This window comes from Hansschlegelia plantiphila, assembly GCF_027922265.1.
GTDB classification, from domain to species: domain Bacteria; phylum Pseudomonadota; class Alphaproteobacteria; order Rhizobiales; family Methylopilaceae; genus Methylopila; species Methylopila plantiphila.
This window is the reverse complement of the sequence record NZ_BSFI01000004.1, coordinates 214,811-235,032: the sequence shown is the minus strand read 5'-3', so window position 1 is coordinate 235,032 and position 20,222 is coordinate 214,811. Positions and strand designations below refer to the sequence as shown.

Below are 20,222 nucleotides of genomic sequence, written 5' to 3'. Positions count from 1 at the left end.
GGATCTTCAGGCTTGCGGATGCGAGCCGGCTTCGGCGTCGGCGATCGTCCGGCGCCCACCCCGCCGGCAGGGAGTCCCCAGCGGCGGCGGCGCTTCCCGGCGGCGGTTGACGATGGCGGGATGAGCCCGGGCTATCCGTCTAACTTCGTACGCCCTTGCCCGGCCTGAGCCGCAGAACCCGGCCCTCGTCGCTGTCGGTGAGCAGGTAAAGCAGGCCGTCCGGGCCCTGCCGCACGTCGCGGATGCGCTCGCCCAGATCCTCGAGCAGCCGCTCCTCCTTCACGACCTTGCCGTCGCTCAGTTCGATGCGGTCGAGCATCGGGATGGCGAGGCCGCCGGTGAACAGGTTTCCCTTCCATCCGGGATAGGCGTCGCCTGTGTAGAAGACGAGCCCGGACGGGCCGATCGACGGATCCCAGTAATGGACGGGCTGCTCCATCCCCGCCTTCTCGGTCCCCTCGCCGATCTTGCCGCCAGAATATTCCCGCCCGTAGGCGATCACCGGCCAGCCGTAGTTCTTGCCCGCTTCCGGGTGGTTCAGCTCGTCGCCGCCGCGCGCGCCGTGCTCTACCGTCCAAAGCTGGCCGGAGCCGGGCTCGATCGCCGCGCCCTGGATGTTGCGGTGGCCGTAGGACCAGATCTCCGGCTTTGCGCCCACCCGGCCCTCGAACGGATTTCCGGCGGCGGGCCGGCCGTCGAGGTCGAGCCGGACCACTTTGCCAAGCGTCTCGTCGAGCGCCTGCGCCTTCACGCGGAAGGCGTCGTCCGACCGCTCGCCGGTGGTGACGAACATCTTGCCGTCGCCCGTGAAGGCGATGCGCGAGCCGAAATGCTTGGTCGAGGCGTATTTCGGCGACTGACGCCAGATCACCGTGACCTCCTCCAGCCGGCCCGCGTTCTCGGCCAGCCGACCTCGGCCGAGCGCCGTGCCGTTCACGCCGCCCTCCCCGGCCTCAGCGAAGGTGAAATAGACGAGCCGATTCTTCGCGAAGTCGGGAGCGACCGCGACGTCGAACAGGCCGCCCTGCCCTCGCGCGTCGACCTTGGGAAGCCCCGTCACCGGGGCCGCGAGCTTGCCGTCCGCCGCGACCAGCCGCAGCCGCCCGGCCTTCTCCGTCACCAGCATCTTGCCGTCCGGCAGGAAGGCGAGGCCCCACGGCCGCTCGAGGCCCTCGGCGACGGTCTCCACGGTGAAGGCCTGCTTCTCCGACTGGATGAGCGCCGGCGTCCTGACCTGGGCGACGCCGATCCCGACGGCCGCGGCGCAAGCGACGATGGACAGCGTCAGCCGTCCGAGACCTGCTCGGCGCATGGTGTCGTCTCCGTCGAAATCGCCTCGGGAAGCGGGATGTAACGCCCGAGGCCGCGGGTTCAAATCACGCGGTCGTCAGAGGCGTGCGAATGCGTCCGTCGCGCGGATCAGGCGATCGAGGATGCCGGGCTCCGAGAACGCGTGGCCGGCGTCGTCGATGATGTGGAGCTCCGCCTCCGGCCATGCGCGTTTCAGGTCCCACGCGGTGACCGCGGGCGTCGCGACGTCGTAGCGGCCCTGCACGATCACGCCGGGAATTCCGGCGAGCTTGGCGGCGTCGCGGATCAGTTGGCCTTCCTCCAGCCAGCCGTGATGCGTGAAGTAATGGTTCTCGATCCGGGCGAAGGCGAGCGCATAAGCGTCCGCGCCGTGCTGGCCGGTGATCGAGGGATCCGGCAGCAAAGTGATGGTCTCGCCTTCCCAGACGCTCCAGGCCTTCGCGGCGGCCAGCCGCACGGCCGTGTCCGCGCCCGTCAGCCGCCTGCGATAGGCCGCGATCAGGTCGTGGCGCTCAGCCTCCGGGATCGGCGCGAGAAAGCGCTCCCATTTGTCGGGAAACAGCAGCGAGGTGCCGCTCTGGTAGTACCAGTCGAGCTCGAAACGCCGCAGCGTGAAGATTCCCCGCAGGATGAGCCCGCTCACCCGCTCGGGGTGAGTCTCGGCGTAGGCGAGAGCGAGCGTCGAGCCCCACGACCCGCCGAACACCAGTTGCTTCTCGGCGCCGGTCATCGCCCTCAACCGCTCGATGTCGGCGACGAGATCCCAGGTCGTGTTGGCGTCGAGCTCGGCGTGCGGGGTCGACCTGCCGCAGCCCCGCTGGTCGAACAACAGGATACGGTAGAGCGCGGGATCGAACAGGCGGCGGTGGGCCGGCCCGCAGCCGCCGCCCGGTCCGCCGTGCAGGAACACCACGGGCCGCCCATCCGGATTGCCGCAGAGCTCCCAGTAGATCCGGTGGCCCTCGCCGACGTCGAGCATGCCATGCTCGTAAGGCTCGATCGGCGGGTACAGCGCGCGCCGCGCTCCGTCCGGACCGGTCGTTGCGTCCGCCATGATGAGCCTCCCGATTTCAGTGCGACGACGGTCCTCTTCCGGTCGACATGCGTCAATCGAAGCCAGCGTCGCAGGGGCTCTGTCCGGGACAGACCCGCGCGAGCGTCGGCGGCAGGAGCGCGCGCCGGGGGCCCGGCCTGCCCGATGCGCTCGACAGGCCGAACCCGCTCTGGTCGTGGGCCCGAAAAGCCCCCACGCGCCGTCGACGATCGCCAGCGGACTCCGGCGGCGGCGCGTTTCCACCAGCGATCCCGCCCTCGATGCCGCGACCGCGGCGATCGGTCTGCGCGCGCAGGTAGAGCTGGCGAAACAGGGGCCATGACGGCCGAAAACGGGCGAACGTTTTTTAGCCGTTCGAAATTATGTACTATTATCAACGGGTTCGTGGTTAATTCTCTGATTGTCGGGACTGCGTGGGATGGCTATATTCCGCGCCGTCCGATCACTCCCGCGTGCGGTCCAGAGGCTTCCACATGAGCGTCGAGTTGGCAGACGACTATCGGCCTTCCGAAAGCGAGCCGTTCATGAACGAACGGCAGCGGCGCTACTTCCGCGACAAGTTGCAAAACTGGCGCGAGGAGTTGCTTCGCGAGAGCCGCGAGACTCTCGAGCACCTTCAGGACGAGAACCAGAACCACCCCGATCTCGTCGACCGCGCCTCGTCGGAAACCGACCGGGCGATCGAACTTCGCGCCCGCGACCGCCAGCGCAAGCTGATCGCAAAGATCGACGCGGCGCTCGCGCGCATCGAGGACGGCACCTACGGCTATTGCGAGGAGACGGGCGAGCCGATCTCGCTCCGCCGGCTGGACGCGCGCCCGATCGCCACGCTGTCGATCGAGGCTCAGGAGCGCCACGAGCGGCGCGAGAAGGTCTATCGCGACGACTGACGCCGCGACCTAAGGCGCATGCCCCAGGCTTGACGATCCGGAGCGTTCGCCCGATCCCCGAGCAGGCGCGCCCGCCAGAGGCGCGATCGCTCGCCAGCGGCCTCTCTCAAGATCACATTCTTGTGGGCCATGACGCGCCAAGGCCGCTTCTGGCCCCTTGCGAGCGCAAGTCTCGTTCAGCTCCAAATCACGTTTCCATCAGCGCTCCCGGTGCGTAACGCTCGCCAGTCCGGCGGACGCGATTGGAGCATGCTGTGGTGAGCCTTTGATTCTGAACGCTTATCGGCCCTAAAATTGCCTGCTTATTTCTCGTTCGACAGAATCGTCGACTGATCATCCATGTCTTCCTTCAATAACAAATACGTTATCGATCAGATAACTTCTCAATATCTAATCCTTTAGAATGACTTTATCAGACTCACGGTGGCATGCCATGGATTGGCATAATACGACATCCCGATACAGAAATATTCTGGGCTGATGCGACCGCCGGATTGCCGTCAATAATTGCTGACGGACGATTTGTGGGGCCGAACCAAGTCGTTCGCGCCTCATCCAAATCATCTCTACTTCGCGTTCCGGTCGCGAGACTGAGCCGACACGTCGGGTGGTCGCCCCTGAGCAGGCGGCGCAGCCGCCACTCGCTTTCGCAGAAAGCCGGCCGAAACGAGCCGGCGCGCCAATGAAGAGAGAGGAACCGCTTGTGAGTGAACCAATCGATCCGACACTAAATCCGGCCGTATCCAATAAGACGCGGTGGACGCAGTTGATCGTCGGCGTGATCTGCATGGTCGCGACAGCCAACATTCAATACGCCTGGACGTTGTTCGTCCCGGAGATCAAAGAGACGTTCGGCTGGGACCGCGCCAGCATCCAGGTCGCCTTCACGATCTTCGTGCTGGTGCAGACATGGCTGACGCCGATCGAAGGCTACTTCATCGACAAATACGGTCCACGGGCGCTGGTCGCGTTCGGCGCGGTGTTCATGGGCGCTTCCTGGGTGCTCAACTCGCAGGCGACGTCGCTGTGGGGCTTCTATCTCGGCGCGGCCGTGGGCGGCGTCGGCGTCGGGTGCATCTACGCGACCTGCATCAACAACGCGCTGAAATGGTTCCCGGACCGGCGGGGCCTCGCGGTCGGCCTGACGGCCGGCGGCTACGGCGCGGGCTCGGCGGCGACGATCCTGCCGATCGCCGCGATGATCGAATCGAGCGGCTTTCAGTCGACCTTCCTGTTCTTCGGCCTGCTCCAGGGCGCGCTCGCCTTCGCGGCGGCGATGTTCCTGCGCGCGCCGAACCAGACCGAGGTCAAGGCCTCGAACAAGCTCAATCAGAGCCGGCGCGACTACACGCTCAAGGAAGCGCTCAACACCAAGCTGTTCTGGCTGATGTTCTTCATGTTCATCTGCGTCGTCACCGGCGGCATGATGGCGGTCGCCCAACTCGGCGTCATCGCCCAGGACCTCGGGGTCAAGAACTTCAGCGTGAACCTCTACTTCATCACGATGGCCGCGCTGCCGCTCGCGCTGATGCTCGACCGCATCATGAACGGCGTCTCGCGTCCGCTGTTCGGCTGGATCTCCGACCATATCGGGCGCGAGAAAACCATGCTCGTCGCCTTCACGCTCGAAGGCCTCGGCATCATCGCGCTCGGCTATTTCGGCTCGAACCCTTACGCATTCCTCATCCTGTCGGGCGTCGTGTTCCTGGCCTGGGGCGAGGTCTACTCCCTCTTCTCGGCGCTCGCAGGCGACGCCTTCGGCACCAAGCACATCGGCAAGATCTACGGCGTGCTCTACTGCGCCAAGGGCATCGGCGCCTTGTTCGTCCCCGTCGGCAACCTGCTGATGGAGGCGACCGGGACGTGGTCGACGGTGCTCTACACGGTGGCGGCCATGGACCTGACCGCGGCCTTCCTGGCGATCGTCGTGCTCAGGCCGGTGCTGGCGGAGCATGTCCGGGCGTCGGGCGTGGATCGCCCCGTCCAAGTCGACGGCGCCCCTGCGCTCGCCCGCGCCTGACGAACCGGCCGGGCGGACGTCTGGTCGTCCCGCCCGGCCGCCCCTGACGCGGCCTTCGCCGGCCGCAACCGTCCTACCCCCTCGCGCCCTCTGGGCAGAGGGCGACTGGCGGGCTCTCCAAAGGAGCCCGCCTTTTTTATCGGTCGGCGAGGTCGATGAGCGCAGCCGCAACGTCGGCCTCGGTCGCCTTCGCAATCGGCATCTTGAGCTTGGCCGCCGCCGTCTTCCGGCCGGCGCGCATGATGAGGATGACCGTCTCCGCGCCGCCGCATTCCGGATCGCCGCAGGCGATCTCGCTCACGGTGACGGCGTCGTCGTCCGAAAGCTGAAGCGCAGACCGGGCGAACGCCGCGACCCGGCGCGAGGCGTCCGCTCGCTCGGGGTCTTCGCGGGCGCGGAAGAACAGGGCCATGGCGGGCTTTTACGCCCAACTGCGGGGCCCGCGCAGCGAAAAAAGGTCGCGCGGACGATAAGCGCCTGCTAGACGCGCGGCTCCCGGTCCCCTCAGCTTCCGCGCCATGACGCCCGTCGCCATCCCCCTCGCTTTGCTCGACCAATTCGCGGCCGCCGGATTCGCGCGTCTCGAGCTCGGCGTGCTGCAGCCGGCAGAGCCGTTTCTCGACGTGATGGGCGAGGAGCTGCGGCAGCGCATGTTCCTGACGTCAGACGCCGACGGCCGCGAGATGTGCCTGCGGCCGGACTTCACCATTCCCGCCGCGCTCGCGCACATCGCAGGCGGCGACCCGGCGCGGGCGGCGTCCTACGCCTATGCCGGGCCGGTGTTTCGCCACGGGGCGAACGGCGGCGAGGTCGCGCAGATCGGCGTCGAGAGCTTCGGCCGCCTCGACAGGCTCGCCGCGGAGACCGAGGTTCTGGCGCTCGCTGTCGAGGCCGCGCAGGCGCTGGGCCTGCCGTCGCCCGCCATCCGCCTGGGCGACCGGGCGCTGGTCGACGCGGCCGTCGGCGCCCTCGACGCGCCCGCCTCGCTCAAGCGGCGTCTGAAGCGCGAGATCGCCCATGGCGGATCGATCGATACGCTGACCACGCCGCAGCGCGCCGAGGAGTCGGGACATGCCGGCCTGTTCGCGGCGCTGGAGGCCGCAGGCCCCGACGCCGCCCGCGGGGTGATCGAGGACGTGCTGTCGCTCGCCGGCATCGCCGCGGTCGGCGGACGCACGCCCGCCGAGATCGCGGAGCGCTTCATCGAGCGCGCCGCCAACCGGTCCGCAGCCATCCCCGCCGCGCAGCGCCAGACGCTGAGGAGCTTCCTCGCGATCGACGACGCAGCGCCCGCAGCGCTGAATCGACTGAAGGAGATCCTTGGTCCGGGGCCGCAGATTTCGGTCTTCGAAGAGCGGCTCGACGCCTTCTCGGGCGCGGGGCTTCCGGTCGACCGCATGCGGTTCTCCTCGCGGATCGGACAAGGCCTCGATTATTACGACGGCCTCGTCTTTGAGCTCGCGCGCTATGACGGGGCCGACCCGGTCGGCGGCGGCGGCCGCTATGACGGCCTGCTCGGCGCGCTCGGCGCGCAGGCGGCCGCGCCCGGCGTCGGCTTCGCCTTGTGGCTCGACCGTTTCGGAGCCGGTTCATGAGCGCGCTGATCCTCGCCGTCCCTTCCAAGGGCCGCCTGCAGGAGAATGTGCAGGCGTTCTTCGGGCGAGCCGGATTGAATTTCCTGCAGTCGGGCGGCGCCCGCGACTACCGCGGCGCGATCGCCGACGTCCCCGACGTCGAGATCGCCTATCTCTCGGCGTCCGACATCGCGGGGCAGCTCGCGAGCGGCGCGGCGCATCTCGGCGTCACCGGCGAGGATCTGGTGCGTGAGACCATTCCGGCCGCCGAGACGCGGGTGAAGCTGCTGCAGCCGCTCGGCTTCGGCTACGCCAACGTGGTCGTCGCGGCCCCCAAGGCCTGGATCGACGTGAGCTCGATGTCCGATCTCGACGACGTGGCGGAAGACATGCGCCGGCGTCACGGCAGGCGGCTCCGCGTCGCCACGAAATACGTCAATCTCACCCGAGGCTTCTTCGCTTGGAAAAAGCCGGGCGAGCAGCGTTCAGGCGCAGGCGTCTCGAACTACCGGATCGTGGAGAGCGTCGGCGCGACCGAGGGCGCGCCCGCCGCCGGGTCGGCGGACGTCATCGTCGACATCACGACGACCGGCGCCACGCTTGCAGCCAACGGCCTCAAGGTTCTCGACGACGGCGTGATGCTGCGTAGCCAGGCGCAGCTGGTGGCGAGTCTCGGCGCGAACTGGAGCCCGGCGGCGCGCGACGCGGCGCGCACGATCCTCACCCGGATCGCGGCTGAGGTGCGGGCGCGCGGCGTCCGCGAGGTCAGGGCGCTTCTCGACAGCAGGGTGGAGCGGCTGATCGTCGATCTTGTGGCGCGCTTCGATGCCCGCGCGCCGTTCGGGCCGCCCGCGCCAGGTGCGCCGCTGGTGCTGCACGCTCCGAAGCGCGCCGTGTTCGAGCTCGTCGGCGCGCTGTCGGCGGCCGGCGCCGGGGCGATCACCGTGTCGACGCTCGAAGACGTCTTCGAACCGGCGCCGCCGCTGGTCGAGGACTTCTTCAGGGCGATCGGGGGCTGAACATAAAAAGGCGGAGCCGCCTCGGGGGGGAGCGGCTCCGCCTCATGAAGGTCGACCAGTCGGGGGATCTGGCCGCCTTATCGAAAAGCCCGTCGCCGGGCTCTCGAGCATAGAACGTCGCGTCCCCAAGGCGGTTCCCCGCATCGCAAAAAAATTTCCGCGCGATGTCGGAGCCGCCTGAGATGAGCGTAAGCGACGCTCAGGGGAGCGGCGGAACCGCTGCGCCGAGGTGCTGCTCGAGGAAGGCGATCGTCCGGTCCCAGGCCAGCGCCGCCGCCTTCTTGTCGTATCGGGCAGGGTTCGTGTCGTTGTTGAAGGCGTGGTCGACGCCCTCATACATGAACAGCTGGTAGTCCTTGCCGGCGCTTTTCAGCGCCGCTTCGAAAGCCGGCACGCCGGCGTCGATGCGTTCGTCGAGCCCGGCATAGTGCAGCAGCAGCGGGGCCTTCACCTCCGCCGCCTGCTCCGCGTCGAGCGTCTGTCCGTAATAGGCTACGGCGGCCTTCAGGTCGGGCGCGGCGACCGCGAGGCGGTTCGCCATGCCGCCGCCCCAGCAGAAGCCGACGACGCCGACCGAACCGTTCGACTCCGGGTGTTTCTCCAGAAACGGCACGGCGGCGGCCAGAGAGGCCGTGGTCTTCGTCAGGTCGAGCGCGCCGATCATCTCGCGCGCCTTGTCCTCGTCGGGCGGCGTGCCGCCGAGCGGCGACAGAAGATCGACCCCGAAAGCCAGAAATCCAGAAACCGCGAGCCTGCGCGTCACGTCCTGGATATGCGGATTCAGCCCGCGATTCTCATGGACGACGATGACGGCCGGTCGCTTCACGCCGCCGCCCGGGCCCCGCGCGAGCATGCCGGAGACGGGGCCGTCGGGCCCCTCATAGGCCGCCATCTCGACCGCGAGGCGCTTGTCGTCAGGCGCCACGATCGCGGCCCTCGCGTAGTCGTTCGACAGCGCCGAAAGCACGGCATTCGCGGCGGCGACCGATCCCGCGAGCCCGACCAGCCGTTCGAAGAACGCCCGGCGGCCGATCTCGCCATGGGTGTAGCGGTCATAGAGCGCGATGGCGTTTCTGGGGGGCCGTTTGGTCATGGCGAAAAACCCTGGGAGGTCGCACGGCGAACGCGCCGGCCGCGCGAAGCTATACCCCGCGACGGCCGGAAGGCGACCCTCCCGGAAAGTTCATCGCGGCGGCGACACCGCCCGGGCGATCGCCTCGAATTCGGGCTTGCGGGCGTCGAAGCCCGCCTTGTCGCCGACGCACACGATCGTGGTGCGGCCCTTGGGCGTGTCGATCAGGACGAGATAGGACCGCACCTCCGAGGCGCGGGGCTCGCCCTCGACCGGCTTGAAGTCGGCGACGACCGCAGCGCCGGCGAGACCGCCCTGCTCGAACGGATCGACGCTTGCGACGTCGTAGCGCAGCGCGAGCGTCGCCCTGATCAGGTCGATCCACTCCTTTTTCTGAGTGAAGGCGTTGATCTCCTCCTGCCCGAGCGCGGCGTTCTGGGGCGCCGCCTGGAACGCAACCTTGCAGCCGGTGTCGCCTTCGCCGCCCTTCTGGACCGCGAACACCGCGGCGTAGCGCGGGTCGCCCTCCGTCTTGGACGCCTCGTAGCCGTCCGGCGGCAGAACGGCGAGGCCGCTCGCCTCGTCCTTGAGCGGCTCCGCCGCAAGGCAGGTCGTGACCGACAGAGCCAGAACGGAGGCGGTGACGACGGAACGAACGCTCATCGGTACGCTTTCCAAGAACCCTCCTCCGCACCCGGATCGGCGACGCAGAGCGGCGGGCCGTCCGCCGAGACTCCGAACACCTTACCCTGCGCGGACCGAGCGACCGAGAGAATGCAGCAATTAAGCTAAATCGCGGCCCGAACGAGACCCCCGCAGTTAAATTGCAAGTCCTTGGGCGGACGACGGAGCCGTTGACGGTCTCGCGCGTTTCAAGTCGGGGCGCGCGTTCGGCAGGCAATGGTTCACATGAAAATCCTCATCCATGGACTGGCCGCAGCGCTCATAGGCTGGAGCGTGGCGGCTCATGCGCAGCCTGCGCCGCCGCCGGCGCTACCGGGGCCTCCCGCGCTCACCGAACAGTCGATCGACACCGCCGACTTCGACGGCTGGCGAAGCCGCGCCGACGCCGGCGCCAAGGCGGACGCCGACCGCAACGCGCTTGAGGACGGCGTCGCCAAGGCGAAGACGAAAAAAGCGAAGAAGGCCGCGCGCGAGAAACTCGCGAGCCTGCCGAAGCCGCCGAACGCCGGACCCGACCCGTTCCTGATCCGCGCCCAGATCCTGCTCGACCGCGCGCACGCTTCGCCCGGCGTGATCGACGGACGGGACGGCGACAACTTCAAGAAGGCGGTGAAGGCGTTCCGCGAGATGCGCGGGATGCCGCTCGACGGCGGGCTCGATCCCGCGCTCTGGTCCGCGCTGACGGGCGACCAAGGGCGCGCGACGAAGTCGTACGTGATCTACTCCGAGGACCTGAACGGCCGCTACGTCGATGACCTGCCGAAGGACTACGCCAAGCTCGCCAAGCTCAAATGGCTGGGCTTCCGCGACGCCGTCGAGATGCTCGGCGAACGCTTTCATGTCGACGAGCCGCTGCTCCGAGCGATGAACCCCGGCGTCGACTTCAAGAAGGCCGGCGTCGCGATCATCGTGCCGGACACCGGCGCCTTTCCCGAAGGCAAGGTCGAGCGGATCACGGTCGACAAGCGCCTGGGCGAACTGCGCGCCTACGACGCCACGGACAAGATCGTGATGATCGCCCCGGCGACGATCGGCTCGCCCGACACGCCCTCGCCGGAAGGAAAGATGACGGTCAACGGCGCCTTCCCCGACCCCGTCTACGTCTACAACCCGAAGCTCAATTTCCAGCAGGGCAAAAACAAGCAAAAGCTCACGCTGCCGCCCGGCCCGAACGGTCCCGTCGGCGCGATGTGGATCGACCTCTCCAAGCCCACCTACGGCATCCACGGCACGCCGGAGCCCTCGCAGATCAGCAAGACGGCGAGCCACGGCTGCGTGCGGCTGACGAACTGGGACGCGGCCGATCTCGGGCGGCTGGTCGATCCGAAGAAGACCACGGTGGAGTTCACCGAATGACGCGCTTGGGCGGGGCCGAGAAGATCCGAGCGTTGCTGGAGCGCTAGACGGTCGCTCATGACGTCGGAGCGTCGGCGAGCAGCCAGGCGATCAGGCGTCGAGCCTGGGGCGTCGGCGACGCGCCGGGCCGGGTCGCGACGACAAGATTGCGTTTCGCCCAGACATCCGACAGCGGCGTAATGGCGATCGACATGGAGCGGCGGGCGCGACGGGCCGCGGCGATGGGGACGACGCCGGCGCCGACGCCTTGCTCGGCCATCTGGCAGACCGCGTTGAACCCGAGCACCCTGACGCGGGCGACGAGAGAGCGTCCAAGGCGACGCGCCTGGCCTGCGAGATAGCCCGCAAGGGCGCTATCGGCCGACAGCCCGACATGCGCCGCCTCGAGCGTCTCTGAGAAGGCGATCTGGCCCCGCCCGGCGAGCGGGTGGCCCCGCGTCGTCACGAGCGCCAGCGCATCGTGGCGCAACAGGCGGGTCGCCAGGTCGCCCGCGTCGACGCGGTCCGAGATGACGCCGAAATCGATCCGCCCGGCGGCGACGGCGCGGGCGATGTCGCGGCTCGCGCCCTCTTCGAGATCGACGTCAACCTCCGCGTTGGCGGCGAGAAACCCAGCGAGCGGCGCCGGCAGATGCTCGGCGAGGGCCGACGTGTTGGCCATGAACCGGACGTGGCTCTTGAGGCCCTGTCCGTGCTGGGCGAGTTCGGCCCGCAGGCGCTCCGCGCCGTCGAGGATCAGGCGGGCGTGATGGACGAGCGCACGGCCGGCGGGCGTGGTCTCCACGCCCCGGCGCCCGCGGGTGACGAGCGTGACCCCAGCCGCCGCTTCCATGCCGCGGAGGCGTTCGCTCGCCGAGGCGAGCGCCATGTTCGCGCGGCCGGCGCCTGCGGTGATGCTGCCGGCCTCCACGACGTGAAGAAACAGCCGGAGATCGGTCAGATCGAAACGCATCGCGAGCCCTAATGCGCGACACAGCTTCGGATTACCCGAAGGCAGGCTGCGCGAGGTCCAGATTGCGCTCGCGCAGCGACGAGGATCAAGTCCGCCGATGCTGGAGCTCTCCCCCGCCCTCGTCCTGTTCGTTTTCTTGACCTTCACGCTCGCCGGCGTGGTCAAGGGAGTCACCGGCATGGGCCTGCCGACGGTGTCGATGGGTCTGCTTTCGCTCGTCGCAGCGCCCCAAGACGCGGCGTCCCTGCTGCTTCTGCCTTCGTTTGCGACGAATGTCTGGCAGTTGCTCGACGGTCCGGACCTGTTCCGGACGGCGCGGAGGTTTCGCCTCATGATGGCGGGCGTCGGAGCCGGGACTGTCGCGACCGCCGGCGTATTATCCGGCGGAACCGCGGCGATGGCGACAGCAGGCCTCGGCGCGATGCTCGCGCTCTACGCCGCCTTCGCCTTGAGCGGAAGCGCGCTTCCGAAGCCCGGCCGGGCGGAGCGCTGGCTGTCTCCGACGGTCGGCCTCGTAACCGGCGCGCTTACAGGAGCAACCGGCGTGTTCGTCATGCCGGCCGTTCCGTATCTTCAGTCTCTGGGGCTCGAGAAGGAAGAGCTGATCCAGGCGCTCGGCCTGTCCTTCACGGTCTCGACGGTCGCGCTCGCGGCCGGGCTGGCGGCGACCGGCGGGCTCGACGTCTCAGTGCTCGGCGGCTCGGCCCTCGCGCTCGTCCCATCAAGTCTCGGCGTGGCGGCCGGAACGAGGCTCAGACGGCGGATCGCGCCGCAGACCTTCCGCTGCGTCTTCCTGGTCGGACTTCTTGCGCTTGGGCTTTATCTTCTCGGCGCGTGAGCGAGCGCAAAGAAAAAGGCCCCGGATCGCTCCGGGGCCTTCTTTATTTCTGACGCTCAGGTGGCGTGGATCAGAAGTCCATGCCGCGCGCCAAGTCGGGCTTGCCCGACTTGGCCATCCCAGGGATGGGCGGCTTTTTTGGACTTTCTCAGAAGTCCATGCCGCCCATGCCGCCGCCGCCCATGCCGCCCGGCATGCCGCCGGCGCTTTCCTTCTTCGGAAGGTCGGCGACCATCGCTTCGGTCGTGATGAGCAGAGAGGCGACCGAGGCCGCGTCCTGGAGAGCGGTGCGCACGACCTTGGTCGGGTCGACGATGCCGGCCTCGATCATGTCGACATACTCTTCCGTCTGGGCGTTGAAGCCGAAGGTCGCGTTGTTGTTCTCGAGCAGCTTGCCGACGACGATCGAGCCCTCGACGCCCGAGTTGGCGGCGATCTGACGGATCGGAGCCTCAAGAGCCTTGAGCACGATATTGTAGCCGGCCTGGATGTCCGGGTTCTCGTGCTTGGCGCCGTCGATCGCCTTCTTGGCGCGGAGGAGAGCGACGCCGCCGCCCGGGACGATGCCTTCCTCGACCGCGGCGCGCGTCGCGTTGAGCGCGTCGTCGATGCGGTCCTTCTTCTCCTTGACTTCGACTTCCGTCGCGCCGCCGACGCGGATCACCGCGACGCCGCCCGCGAGCTTCGCGAGACGCTCCTGGAGCTTCTCCTTGTCGTAGTCCGAGGTGGTCTCCTCGATCTGCGCCTTGATCTGGGCGACGCGGCCCTGGATCGCGTCCTTGTCGCCGGCGCCGTCGACGATCGTGGTCTTCTCCTTCTCGAGCGTCACCTTCTTGGCGCGGCCGAGCATTTCAAGCGTGACGTTCTCGAGCTTGATGCCGAGGTCTTCCGAGATCACCTGGCCGTTGGTCAGGATCGCGATGTCCTCGAGCATCGCCTTGCGGCGGTCGCCGAAGCCCGGGGCCTTGACGGCTGCGACCTTAAGGCCGCCACGGAGCTTGTTGACGACGAGGGTGGCGAGAGCCTCGCCCTCGATGTCCTCGGCGATGATGACGAGCGGCTTGCCCGACTGCACAACGGCTTCGAGGACGGGCAGGATCGCCTGCAGGCCGGAGAGCTTCTTCTCGTGGATGAGGATGTAGGGATCCTCGAGGTCCGCGATCATCTTCTCGGCGTTGGTGATGAAGTACGGGCTGAGGTAGCCGCGGTCGAACTGCATGCCTTCGACGACTTCGAGCTCGGTCTCGAGGCTCTTGGCCTCCTCGACCGTGATGACGCCCTCATTGCCGACGCGCTGCATCGCCGAGGCGATCATCTCGCCGAATTCCTTCTCGCCGTTCGCGGAGATCGTGCCGACCTGAGCGACTTCGGCGGAGGAGGCGATCTTCTTGGACGAGGCCTTGAGGTGCTCGATGACCTTGGCGACGGCGAGATCGACGCCGCGCTTGATGTCCATCGGGTTCATGCCGGCAGTGACGTACTTGGCGCCTTCCTTGACGATCGCCTGAGCGAGCACCGTCGCAGTGGTGGTGCCGTCGCCGGCGAGGTCGTTGGTCTTCGAGGCCACTTCGCGCACCATCTGGGCGCCCATGTTCTCGAACTTGTCTTCGAGCTCGATTTCCTTCGCGACGGTCACGCCGTCCTTGGTGATGCGCGGAGCGCCGAAGGACTTCTCGATCACGACGTTACGACCCTTGGGGCCGAGCGTGACCTTAACCGCATTGGCGAGGATGTCGACGCCGCGCAGCATCTTGTCGCGCGCGTCGGCGGAAAAACGGACGTCTTTCGCAGCCATGTTCATTTGCTCCTTTGAGCGTGTCTGGGATTGGCCGGCTCGCCACGAACCCGGGGGTTCGGGCCTCGCCGTCCGGAAGTAAAAGCGGAGTTGATCAGGCGATCACGCCCATGATGTCCGACTCCTTCATGATCAGCAGCTCTTCGCTGTCGATCTTGACCTCGGTGCCGGACCACTTGCCGAACAGGATCTTGTCGCCGGCCTTGACGTCGAGCGGCTGGACCTTGCCGGCTTCATCACGGGCGCCGGGTCCGACGGCGACGACTTCGCCTTCCTGCGGCTTTTCCTTGGCGGTGTCGGGAATGATGATCCCGCCCTTGCTCTTCTCTTCGGCGGTCAGGCGGCGGACGACCACGCGGTCATGCAGCGGACGGAAGTTCATAGGGTCAAATCCTCTCGAGCGCGCGCGCTTGCTTCGCGTTCCAAATCTTGGATCGGCGGCCGGAGCCGCCTTGCGCTGTTAGCACTCCGCATATGCGAGTGCCAGCGCATCGCGGACATACGAGCGACAGCTCCGACTGTCAAGATTTGGCGAACGCCGCCGACGATGATTTCACCCGTTTCAGACGCCCCGCGAGCGTCGCAGCCTTGCGGACGAGGAAGCGCGGCGCAACGGCCGCGACCTTCAACGCGCCGCCCGTTCTGCGCGCGCCGGCCGCAAGCCGCGCGTGCGCGGGAAGCGGGCGGGGATCGGCCGCCATCGCCCGGTCGATCAGAGCCTCGAGCGTCGGCGCCTCATCGGACGCTCCGACGATCTCGCGGACCAGTTGTTCCGGATCCTTCGGCTTAGACGCCTGGAGGTCGTAGTCCTCTTCGACCCCGCGGCGGCGGCGGCGCGCATAGATCTTGGCGACGCGGGTGCGGACATAGGCCTCCGGCTGACCCTTGAGCAGAAGATAGAGGATCGAGCCGTGGCTGGAGCCTTCGATCGGCAGTTTGCTCAGGTTCGGTCCGCTCATCCGGTCGGCCTCGACGGCGTCGGTGCGGTTATGAAGCGCGTAGACGACAGTGGCGTGAAGGTTTGGCGTCCGCCCGGCGAGCGACGCGTCGCCGTAGCGCGTCAGCGCGGCCGCAATGGCGAACCGCTTGCGCGCGATCGAGCGTAGCCGCCGGTAGCTTGGGAAATAAAGGTTCGTGTTCGCGGGATCGAGCTGAACCTGGGGGCTGAAGGCGAGCGCGCGGAAGGTCCGGCGCGGCCGCAGGCCGGCGCAGAGCCGCGCAAGGAGCAACGCCCCGAAGGCGCCCTTGCTGGTGCCGAGGAACAGCGTCCTCTCATAGCCGCCGCTCTCGATGGTCTCAACCAGCGCCCGCGCGAGCCGAGCCGCCTGGTCGAGATAATAAAGCCCGCGTTGGTCGCAGACGAACAGCGCGTCGCACGAGAACCGGTGACGGTAGAGGATGAAGCGCTTCGAAGGCGAGAACACCACGACCAGTTCGCGGGCGTTCTCGCCCGGCCGGAAATCGAACAGATGGTCGGAGATCGCCGGGAGGACGACGTCACGCCGCGCAGCCGGGGCCGACGGCTCTGAATCCTCGGGAAAGCTCACCCGCGCGGCGCCCGCCGAGCGGGGGCTCAAGCGCGACCTCCAGGCAGAGCGCTGCGGGGCCGGGCGTCGGGGGCGGGACGTGTCGCGTCGTTCAAACCATCTTCCGTGGTGGCGTCATCGATATCGCGTCTCCCGGCCCGGGCGCGGCGGCGTTTTCGTGGCCGCCGCCGGGTCGGGCTCGCGGAGCGGTTCGATAGCACGCCGCCGCGGCGACCGCGACAGGGACCGCGCGCCGATCGCTTCGGCGCTTGATTCACAACGGGTTCGCGCCGATTGTGCCGTCATGCTCTCGCGCGACGAGATTCTCGACATCCACAATATGTGCGCCTGCTCGCACACGCGGATGGCCGCCCGGGCCGTGACCCGATTCTATGACGAGGCGCTGCGCCCGTCCGGCCTCAAGGGCACGCAGTTCGTGCTGCTCGCGGCGATCGAAGCGGGCGAGGCGGCGTCGATCACGGACCTCGCCGAGGTCATCGACATCGAGCGCACGACGCTGGTCCGCAACCTTCAGCTTCTGCGCAAGGAAGGCTTGGTGTCTCCGCTCAAAGGCGTGAACGGACGCCGCAAGCCGACGCTCACCGATCAGGGCCGCGAAACGCTGGAGACCGCGCTGCCGCTCTGGCGACGTGCGCAGGGCGAGATCGAGGACAGGCTCGGCTACGGCTCCTGGCAGGTCACCCGCCGCAGGCTGGGCGACCTGCGCAAGGCGGTCGCCTGATCGCCTCACGCCACGGCGCGAGAGAACCGGCATTCGAGCGCGTCGGAGCCGTCGTGACGGGCGCGCGTCCCGGGCTCCCGGATGAAGCCGTGGCGTTCGCAGAACCGGTGCAGATCCTCGAAGCGCACGTCGACCCAAACCGACAGCCGCTCACCGCCTGACGCCAGCGCGAAGGCGTTCGCGCCGGCGAGCAGCGCCGCCGCCAGTCCCTGGCCGCGCGCCTCCATATCGAGACAGATCATCGACAGCTCGAACTCTTTCGGCCGGCCATGCGCGATCAAGCCGAGCGAGCCCGCCGCCATGTCGTCGCGCATGACGACCCAGAGCCTGCCGCCGCGTTCCTCGAAGAAACTGGCCGGCCGTTCGAAAGCCTCTCCGTCCGGCGCGTCGAGAGCCTCGCCTTCATCGGCGCGGGCCTCCGACATCAGACGGGCGAGCGTCGGCCCGTCGTCGTCGCTCGCCTCGCGGATCAGGAACTCGGCCATGTCTCGGTCAACTCCACAACGCCGATGCGCGCTTTCCATTTATGGGGCGTCGGCGGTCCAAGGCCACGATGGCGCCGCGGGCGGCCAAACGCCAGGGTTGCGCCGGACGCCCAGAGCGCCGCAATTTTTGCGGTGCTCGCCCCTCCGGCGCCTTTGTCCCGCCCGAGAGGCACGGCAATCGTTCACGCTGCGTAAACGAGGCCCACGCAAGATTTGCATGCGGCTCGCTTTCGGAAGCCTTCGAGGAGTTATCCCCGTGATCCTGGTCCGCGTCGCCGCCGCCTGCTGCGCCCTTGCGCTCGGCTTCGGCGTGTCCGCCGCAACGCCCGCCGCCGCCGAGCCGCTGGTCATTCCCGCTCCCGAGTATGTCCCACGCGAGCGCGCCCCGCGGGTCGTCGAGCGCTATGACGACGACAGCCGGGTCGTCCGCCGGGTCTACCCGGACGAGCGCAGCCGCTACGTCCGGGAGATGGAGGACGACCCCGCGGACTGGGCCTACCGTTCCGAGGATCGATACGGCCGCATTCCGCCGGCGCGGGATCGCAACCGCGGCACGGTGCAGTACGATCGTTACGGCCCAATCGATCGCGGCGGGCGGGTCTATCGCTATTACGACGGACCGGACTACGACCCCTACGACGACGGCGATCCGGTCATGACGCCGGCGCCGCGCCGGCTCGCCGGGCCGCCCTCGGCCGCGGGCGTCGACCAGCAGCCGATGCGCCGGACCGTCGATCCGCGCTTTGCGCGGACGACCGTCCGCTACGCCGGGAAAGAGCCCGCGAACTCAATCGTGATCGACACCTCGACCCGCTATCTCTACCTCGTCCAGGGCGACGGCACGGCGATCCGCTACGGCGTCGGGGTCGGCAAGGAAGGCTTCACCTGGAAGGGCACGGAAACGATCGTGCAGAAGAAGGAATGGCCGGAATGGCGTCCGCCGGCGGAGATGCGCGAGCGGCGGCCCGAACTGCCGGTCATGATGGCGGGGGGCCCCAACAACCCGCTCGGCGCGCGCGCGCTCTATCTCGGCCACACCCTCTATCGCATCCACGGCTCGAACGAGCCCTGGACGATCGGCCACGCCGTCTCGTCCGGCTGCATCCGCATGACCAACGAGGACGTAATGGACCTCTACGAGCGGGTTGGCGTCGGGACGGTCGTGAAGGTGATCTGAAGCCGCAGCGCAGGTACCGCGGGAGGCGGCCTATGGCCGCCGCCGCACCTTTCCTCGAACCAAGCCGCCGCCGCAGAAATTGGGTCTCCTGCCGCAGATTGACCGGATCCGGCGCGGCGCCGCCCAAGACGAACGGCGCCTTAAGTCTTAAGGTCCATTAGTAAAATTTCTTTTTTTGATTCATCGGCCGTCGACGATGAAACCCGCCGCACGATGACGCGTTGTTGCGCCAGGGTCGATTATCGCCGGAGTAACAGTAGTGGCGCCTTTCCGCGTTCTCATCCTTGAGGATGACGCAATTCTCGCCCTCGATCTCGCAACCATCGTGTGCTGCTGGACCGACGCCAACGTCACCTCGTGCCGTTCGATCGCCCAGGCGCGGCGCGCGCTGTCAGGCGCGTTCGATCTGGCGTTGCTCGACGTCGACGTGCCGGACGGCAAGTCCTACGAGCTGGCCGCCCAGCTGAGGGAACGCAGCCTGCCCTTCGCCTTCGTGTCGGGCTCGGCCGTCGCCGACACGCCGGAGGAGCTGCGCGACGTCGCTTTCATCGCGAAGCCGTATGACCAGCGCGCGATCGAACGCGTCGTCGCGTCCGTCGCCGCCGGCCGCCGTCATCCCTGACAGAGGCGTCGACGGGACGCCGTGAAGCGGCCCGCGGCGGCCGCGCCGTATCCGGCTGGCTTCGCAGGTCTGCCGGAGATCAGCGGTTCTCGGATGTGTCGGCCGGCATGAAGCGATCGAGGAACGAGCTCACCCCGGAGTCCTCCGAGGTCTCGTCCTCGGTCTCCGGCGCCTCCCGAAGCGTGCGCTCCAGCACGTCCTGCTCCAAATCCGGGCGTCGCTCGACCCGGTCGTCGCCTTGGCGTTTCCGTTCAGCAGTCATGGCCGAATTCCGTCGCTTCCAGGCCCCCGCGAACGCCGCGAGGGCCTCCTTCGCCCCTTCTTGTCCAGATCAACGACCAGCGGAACGATCGGTTTCGCAGCCGGTCAGATCCAGTCGTCGTCGTCCGCAGCGCCGGGACTGACGTCGCCGTCAGGCTGCGGCCCATCCGAGGGCTCGCCGCCGACGCCGTCCAGAAGTCCCGAGAACCAGCCGCCCGGCTCGCCGCCCGCCGCCGACGCATCGTCGGCCGCGGGCGAGGCGTCCGCGAGCTTCGAAGGCTCGGCCGCCTCGGAAGCCTTGGCCTCGCCGCCCCCGAAGAGCGATCGCACGCCCTCGAACAGCAAGGCGCCGCCCGCGACGCCGGCCGCGGTCTGCAGCGCGCCCGACAAAAACCCGCCGCCTCCGCCGCCGACGCCCTGCTGGGGCGCGTATTGCTGGGAGGGCGGCGCGCCATAGGGCTGCGAGGTCTCGTAGCCCTGCCGGCCGCCGAACTGGCCGCCCTGCCCGAACGAAGACGGCGCGCCCATCGCCTCGCTCGCGCGCGGACCCCAGGGCGAGGACGGCTGCTGCTGCGGGACGGGGCTCCGCGCGGCGGAGGCGCGCGCGTCCTCAAGCTCGTCCTCGAGCTGCTCGATGCGATCCCGCGCGGCCTGAAGCGACTGCTTCTGGACGATCAGCGTCTGCGCCATGGCGTAGGGCGCGTGCGGCTGGCGGAACACCTGGTCGGCGATGAAGGCTTCCGCCTCCGGATCGCGATAGGCGCTCTCCGCGCCGCGGAGGCGCTCGAACAGGGATGCGATGAGATTGCGTTCATCGGCGTTCATGGGATCGGGCTCCAGCTCC

General features: G+C 68.2%; 22 protein-coding genes. 10 read left to right on the top strand and 12 right to left on the bottom strand.

The genetic code is table 11. The annotated features are described in order from the left end of the window. Positions 1-139: 139 nt before the first annotated feature. Together PKE75_RS04515 and pip are read right to left on the bottom strand one after the other, a co-directional pair. The gene (locus PKE75_RS04515) at positions 140-1,312 is read right to left on the bottom strand and encodes a PQQ-dependent sugar dehydrogenase (RefSeq protein ID WP_271167504.1); all 1,173 of its coding nucleotides are present in this window, start codon (positions 1,310-1,312) and stop codon (positions 140-142) included. A 75-nt stretch (positions 1,313-1,387) separates the two neighbouring features. Continuing rightward, positions 1,388-2,365, bottom strand: a complete 978-nt coding sequence (pip, locus tag PKE75_RS04510; RefSeq protein ID WP_271167503.1) for a prolyl aminopeptidase — start codon at positions 2,363-2,365, stop codon at positions 1,388-1,390. Here pip and PKE75_RS17905 point away from each other — a divergent pair. The 3 genes from PKE75_RS17905 to oxlT all read left to right on the top strand — a co-directional run bounded on the left by PKE75_RS17905 (position 2,364) and on the right by oxlT (position 5,275). Continuing rightward, on the top strand, positions 2,364-2,687 hold the full coding sequence (locus PKE75_RS17905; protein WP_428979104.1) for a flagellar assembly protein FliX: 324 nt from the start codon (positions 2,364-2,366) through the stop codon (positions 2,685-2,687). The genes pip and PKE75_RS17905 overlap by 2 nt on opposite strands. Before the next feature lie 151 nt (positions 2,688-2,838). Further along, positions 2,839-3,255 (top strand): RNA polymerase-binding protein DksA, encoded by a 417-nt coding sequence (gene dksA, locus PKE75_RS04505; RefSeq protein WP_271167502.1) that lies wholly within the window; start codon positions 2,839-2,841, stop codon positions 3,253-3,255. Between the two features lie 682 nt (positions 3,256-3,937). Next, the gene (gene oxlT, locus PKE75_RS04500) at positions 3,938-5,275 is read left to right on the top strand and encodes an oxalate/formate MFS antiporter (protein ID WP_428979103.1); all 1,338 of its coding nucleotides are present in this window, start codon (positions 3,938-3,940) and stop codon (positions 5,273-5,275) included. Positions 5,276-5,411: 136 nt separating this feature from the next. On the opposite strand, the gene PKE75_RS04495 is transcribed toward oxlT, so the two are convergent. Then, complete coding sequence (locus PKE75_RS04495; protein ID WP_271167501.1) at positions 5,412-5,687, bottom strand: hypothetical protein; 276 nt, start codon at positions 5,685-5,687, stop codon at positions 5,412-5,414. Between the two features lie 106 nt (positions 5,688-5,793). Between PKE75_RS04495 and PKE75_RS04490 the strand changes: the two genes are divergently transcribed. Together PKE75_RS04490 and hisG are read left to right on the top strand one after the other, a co-directional pair. Beyond that, positions 5,794-6,870, top strand: coding sequence for an ATP phosphoribosyltransferase regulatory subunit (locus PKE75_RS04490; RefSeq protein ID WP_271167500.1), 1,077 nt, complete (start codon positions 5,794-5,796; stop codon positions 6,868-6,870). Beyond that, complete coding sequence (hisG, locus tag PKE75_RS04485; protein ID WP_271167499.1) at positions 6,867-7,868, top strand: ATP phosphoribosyltransferase; 1,002 nt, start codon at positions 6,867-6,869, stop codon at positions 7,866-7,868. The genes PKE75_RS04490 and hisG overlap by 4 nt, the downstream gene beginning before the upstream one ends. Before the next feature lie 199 nt (positions 7,869-8,067). On the opposite strand, the gene PKE75_RS04480 is transcribed toward hisG, so the two are convergent. Beyond that, the gene (locus PKE75_RS04480) at positions 8,068-8,961 is read right to left on the bottom strand and encodes a dienelactone hydrolase family protein (protein ID WP_271167498.1); all 894 of its coding nucleotides are present in this window, start codon (positions 8,959-8,961) and stop codon (positions 8,068-8,070) included. A gap of 90 nt (positions 8,962-9,051) precedes the next feature. After that, positions 9,052-9,603, bottom strand: coding sequence for a hypothetical protein (locus tag PKE75_RS04475; RefSeq protein WP_271167497.1), 552 nt, complete (start codon positions 9,601-9,603; stop codon positions 9,052-9,054). A gap of 246 nt (positions 9,604-9,849) precedes the next feature. On the opposite strand from PKE75_RS04475, the gene PKE75_RS04470 reads away from it, so the two are divergent. Continuing rightward, the gene (locus PKE75_RS04470; RefSeq protein WP_271167496.1) at positions 9,850-10,980 is read left to right on the top strand and encodes a L,D-transpeptidase family protein; all 1,131 of its coding nucleotides are present in this window, start codon (positions 9,850-9,852) and stop codon (positions 10,978-10,980) included. A gap of 55 nt (positions 10,981-11,035) precedes the next feature. Here the strand turns inward: PKE75_RS04470 and PKE75_RS04465 are convergent, their stop codons facing one another. After that, positions 11,036-11,932 carry a LysR substrate-binding domain-containing protein gene (locus PKE75_RS04465; RefSeq protein ID WP_271167495.1) on the bottom strand — a complete coding sequence of 299 codons (897 nt, stop codon included), beginning with the start codon at positions 11,930-11,932 and terminating at the stop codon, positions 11,036-11,038. 97 nt (positions 11,933-12,029) lie between these two features. Between PKE75_RS04465 and PKE75_RS04460 the strand changes: the two genes are divergently transcribed. Next, entirely contained in the window at positions 12,030-12,770 is a 741-nt protein-coding gene (locus PKE75_RS04460) for a sulfite exporter TauE/SafE family protein (RefSeq protein ID WP_271167494.1), read from the top strand. 148 nt (positions 12,771-12,918) lie between these two features. On the opposite strand, the gene groL is transcribed toward PKE75_RS04460, so the two are convergent. From groL to PKE75_RS04445, 3 genes are all read right to left on the bottom strand, one after another. After that, positions 12,919-14,565: a chaperonin GroEL gene (gene groL, locus PKE75_RS04455; RefSeq protein ID WP_271167493.1), complete on the bottom strand. Its 1,647-nt coding sequence runs from the start codon at positions 14,563-14,565 to the stop codon at positions 12,919-12,921. A 94-nt stretch (positions 14,566-14,659) separates the two neighbouring features. Further along, positions 14,660-14,947, bottom strand: a complete 288-nt coding sequence (locus PKE75_RS04450) for a co-chaperone GroES (protein WP_271167492.1) — start codon at positions 14,945-14,947, stop codon at positions 14,660-14,662. A 139-nt stretch (positions 14,948-15,086) separates the two neighbouring features. Next, on the bottom strand, positions 15,087-16,142 hold the full coding sequence (locus tag PKE75_RS04445; protein WP_271167491.1) for a hypothetical protein: 1,056 nt from the start codon (positions 16,140-16,142) through the stop codon (positions 15,087-15,089). 253 nt (positions 16,143-16,395) lie between these two features. On the opposite strand from PKE75_RS04445, the gene PKE75_RS04440 reads away from it, so the two are divergent. Further along, on the top strand, positions 16,396-16,833 hold the full coding sequence (locus PKE75_RS04440; RefSeq protein WP_271167490.1) for a MarR family winged helix-turn-helix transcriptional regulator: 438 nt from the start codon (positions 16,396-16,398) through the stop codon (positions 16,831-16,833). Between the two features lie 5 nt (positions 16,834-16,838). Here the strand turns inward: PKE75_RS04440 and PKE75_RS04435 are convergent, their stop codons facing one another. Further along, positions 16,839-17,318: a GNAT family N-acetyltransferase gene (locus tag PKE75_RS04435; protein ID WP_271167489.1), complete on the bottom strand. Its 480-nt coding sequence runs from the start codon at positions 17,316-17,318 to the stop codon at positions 16,839-16,841. A 262-nt stretch (positions 17,319-17,580) separates the two neighbouring features. Between PKE75_RS04435 and PKE75_RS04430 the strand changes: the two genes are divergently transcribed. Further along, positions 17,581-18,495: a L,D-transpeptidase gene (locus tag PKE75_RS04430; protein ID WP_428979106.1), complete on the top strand. Its 915-nt coding sequence runs from the start codon at positions 17,581-17,583 to the stop codon at positions 18,493-18,495. A 259-nt stretch (positions 18,496-18,754) separates the two neighbouring features. Further along, complete coding sequence (locus PKE75_RS04425) at positions 18,755-19,117, top strand: response regulator (RefSeq protein WP_271167487.1); 363 nt, start codon at positions 18,755-18,757, stop codon at positions 19,115-19,117. Between the two features lie 79 nt (positions 19,118-19,196). Here the strand turns inward: PKE75_RS04425 and PKE75_RS04420 are convergent, their stop codons facing one another. Together PKE75_RS04420 and PKE75_RS04415 are read right to left on the bottom strand one after the other, a co-directional pair. Continuing rightward, positions 19,197-19,379 carry a hypothetical protein gene (locus PKE75_RS04420; protein WP_271167486.1) on the bottom strand — a complete coding sequence of 61 codons (183 nt, stop codon included), beginning with the start codon at positions 19,377-19,379 and terminating at the stop codon, positions 19,197-19,199. Positions 19,380-19,483: 104 nt separating this feature from the next. Beyond that, positions 19,484-20,203, bottom strand: a complete 720-nt coding sequence (locus PKE75_RS04415) for a DUF2076 domain-containing protein (protein ID WP_271167485.1) — start codon at positions 20,201-20,203, stop codon at positions 19,484-19,486. Positions 20,204-20,222 lie beyond the last annotated feature (19 nt).

Bases quoted from the DNA above. Each gene is read 5' to 3' on its own strand.
- PKE75_RS04495 (WP_271167501.1), bottom strand. From the start codon at position 5,687: ATGGCCCTGTTCTTCCGCGCCCGCGAAGACCCCGAGCGAGCGGACGCC.
- PKE75_RS04475 (WP_271167497.1), bottom strand. From the start codon at position 9,603: ATGAGCGTTCGTTCCGTCGTCACCGCCTCCGTTCTGGCTCTGTCGGTC.
- PKE75_RS04415 (WP_271167485.1), bottom strand. From the start codon at position 20,203: ATGAACGCCGATGAACGCAATCTCATCGCATCCCTGTTCGAGCGCCTC.
- PKE75_RS04440 (WP_271167490.1), top strand. From the start codon at position 16,396: ATGCTCTCGCGCGACGAGATTCTCGACATCCACAATATGTGCGCCTGC.
- groL (WP_271167493.1), bottom strand. From the start codon at position 14,565: ATGGCTGCGAAAGACGTCCGTTTTTCCGCCGACGCGCGCGACAAGATG.
- PKE75_RS04460 (WP_271167494.1), top strand. From the start codon at position 12,030: ATGCTGGAGCTCTCCCCCGCCCTCGTCCTGTTCGTTTTCTTGACCTTC.
- PKE75_RS04435 (WP_271167489.1), bottom strand. From the start codon at position 17,318: ATGGCCGAGTTCCTGATCCGCGAGGCGAGCGACGACGACGGGCCGACG.
- dksA (WP_271167502.1), top strand. From the start codon at position 2,839: ATGAGCGTCGAGTTGGCAGACGACTATCGGCCTTCCGAAAGCGAGCCG.
- PKE75_RS04490 (WP_271167500.1), top strand. From the start codon at position 5,794: ATGACGCCCGTCGCCATCCCCCTCGCTTTGCTCGACCAATTCGCGGCC.
- PKE75_RS17905 (WP_428979104.1), top strand. From the start codon at position 2,364: ATGATGAGCCTCCCGATTTCAGTGCGACGACGGTCCTCTTCCGGTCGA.
- PKE75_RS04465 (WP_271167495.1), bottom strand. From the start codon at position 11,932: ATGCGTTTCGATCTGACCGATCTCCGGCTGTTTCTTCACGTCGTGGAG.
- PKE75_RS04480 (WP_271167498.1), bottom strand. From the start codon at position 8,961: ATGACCAAACGGCCCCCCAGAAACGCCATCGCGCTCTATGACCGCTAC.
- PKE75_RS04515 (WP_271167504.1), bottom strand. From the start codon at position 1,312: ATGCGCCGAGCAGGTCTCGGACGGCTGACGCTGTCCATCGTCGCTTGC.
- hisG (WP_271167499.1), top strand. From the start codon at position 6,867: ATGAGCGCGCTGATCCTCGCCGTCCCTTCCAAGGGCCGCCTGCAGGAG.
- oxlT (WP_428979103.1), top strand. From the start codon at position 3,938: ATGAAGAGAGAGGAACCGCTTGTGAGTGAACCAATCGATCCGACACTA.
- PKE75_RS04470 (WP_271167496.1), top strand. From the start codon at position 9,850: ATGAAAATCCTCATCCATGGACTGGCCGCAGCGCTCATAGGCTGGAGC.
- PKE75_RS04450 (WP_271167492.1), bottom strand. From the start codon at position 14,947: ATGAACTTCCGTCCGCTGCATGACCGCGTGGTCGTCCGCCGCCTGACC.
- pip (WP_271167503.1), bottom strand. From the start codon at position 2,365: ATGGCGGACGCAACGACCGGTCCGGACGGAGCGCGGCGCGCGCTGTAC.
- PKE75_RS04420 (WP_271167486.1), bottom strand. From the start codon at position 19,379: ATGACTGCTGAACGGAAACGCCAAGGCGACGACCGGGTCGAGCGACGC.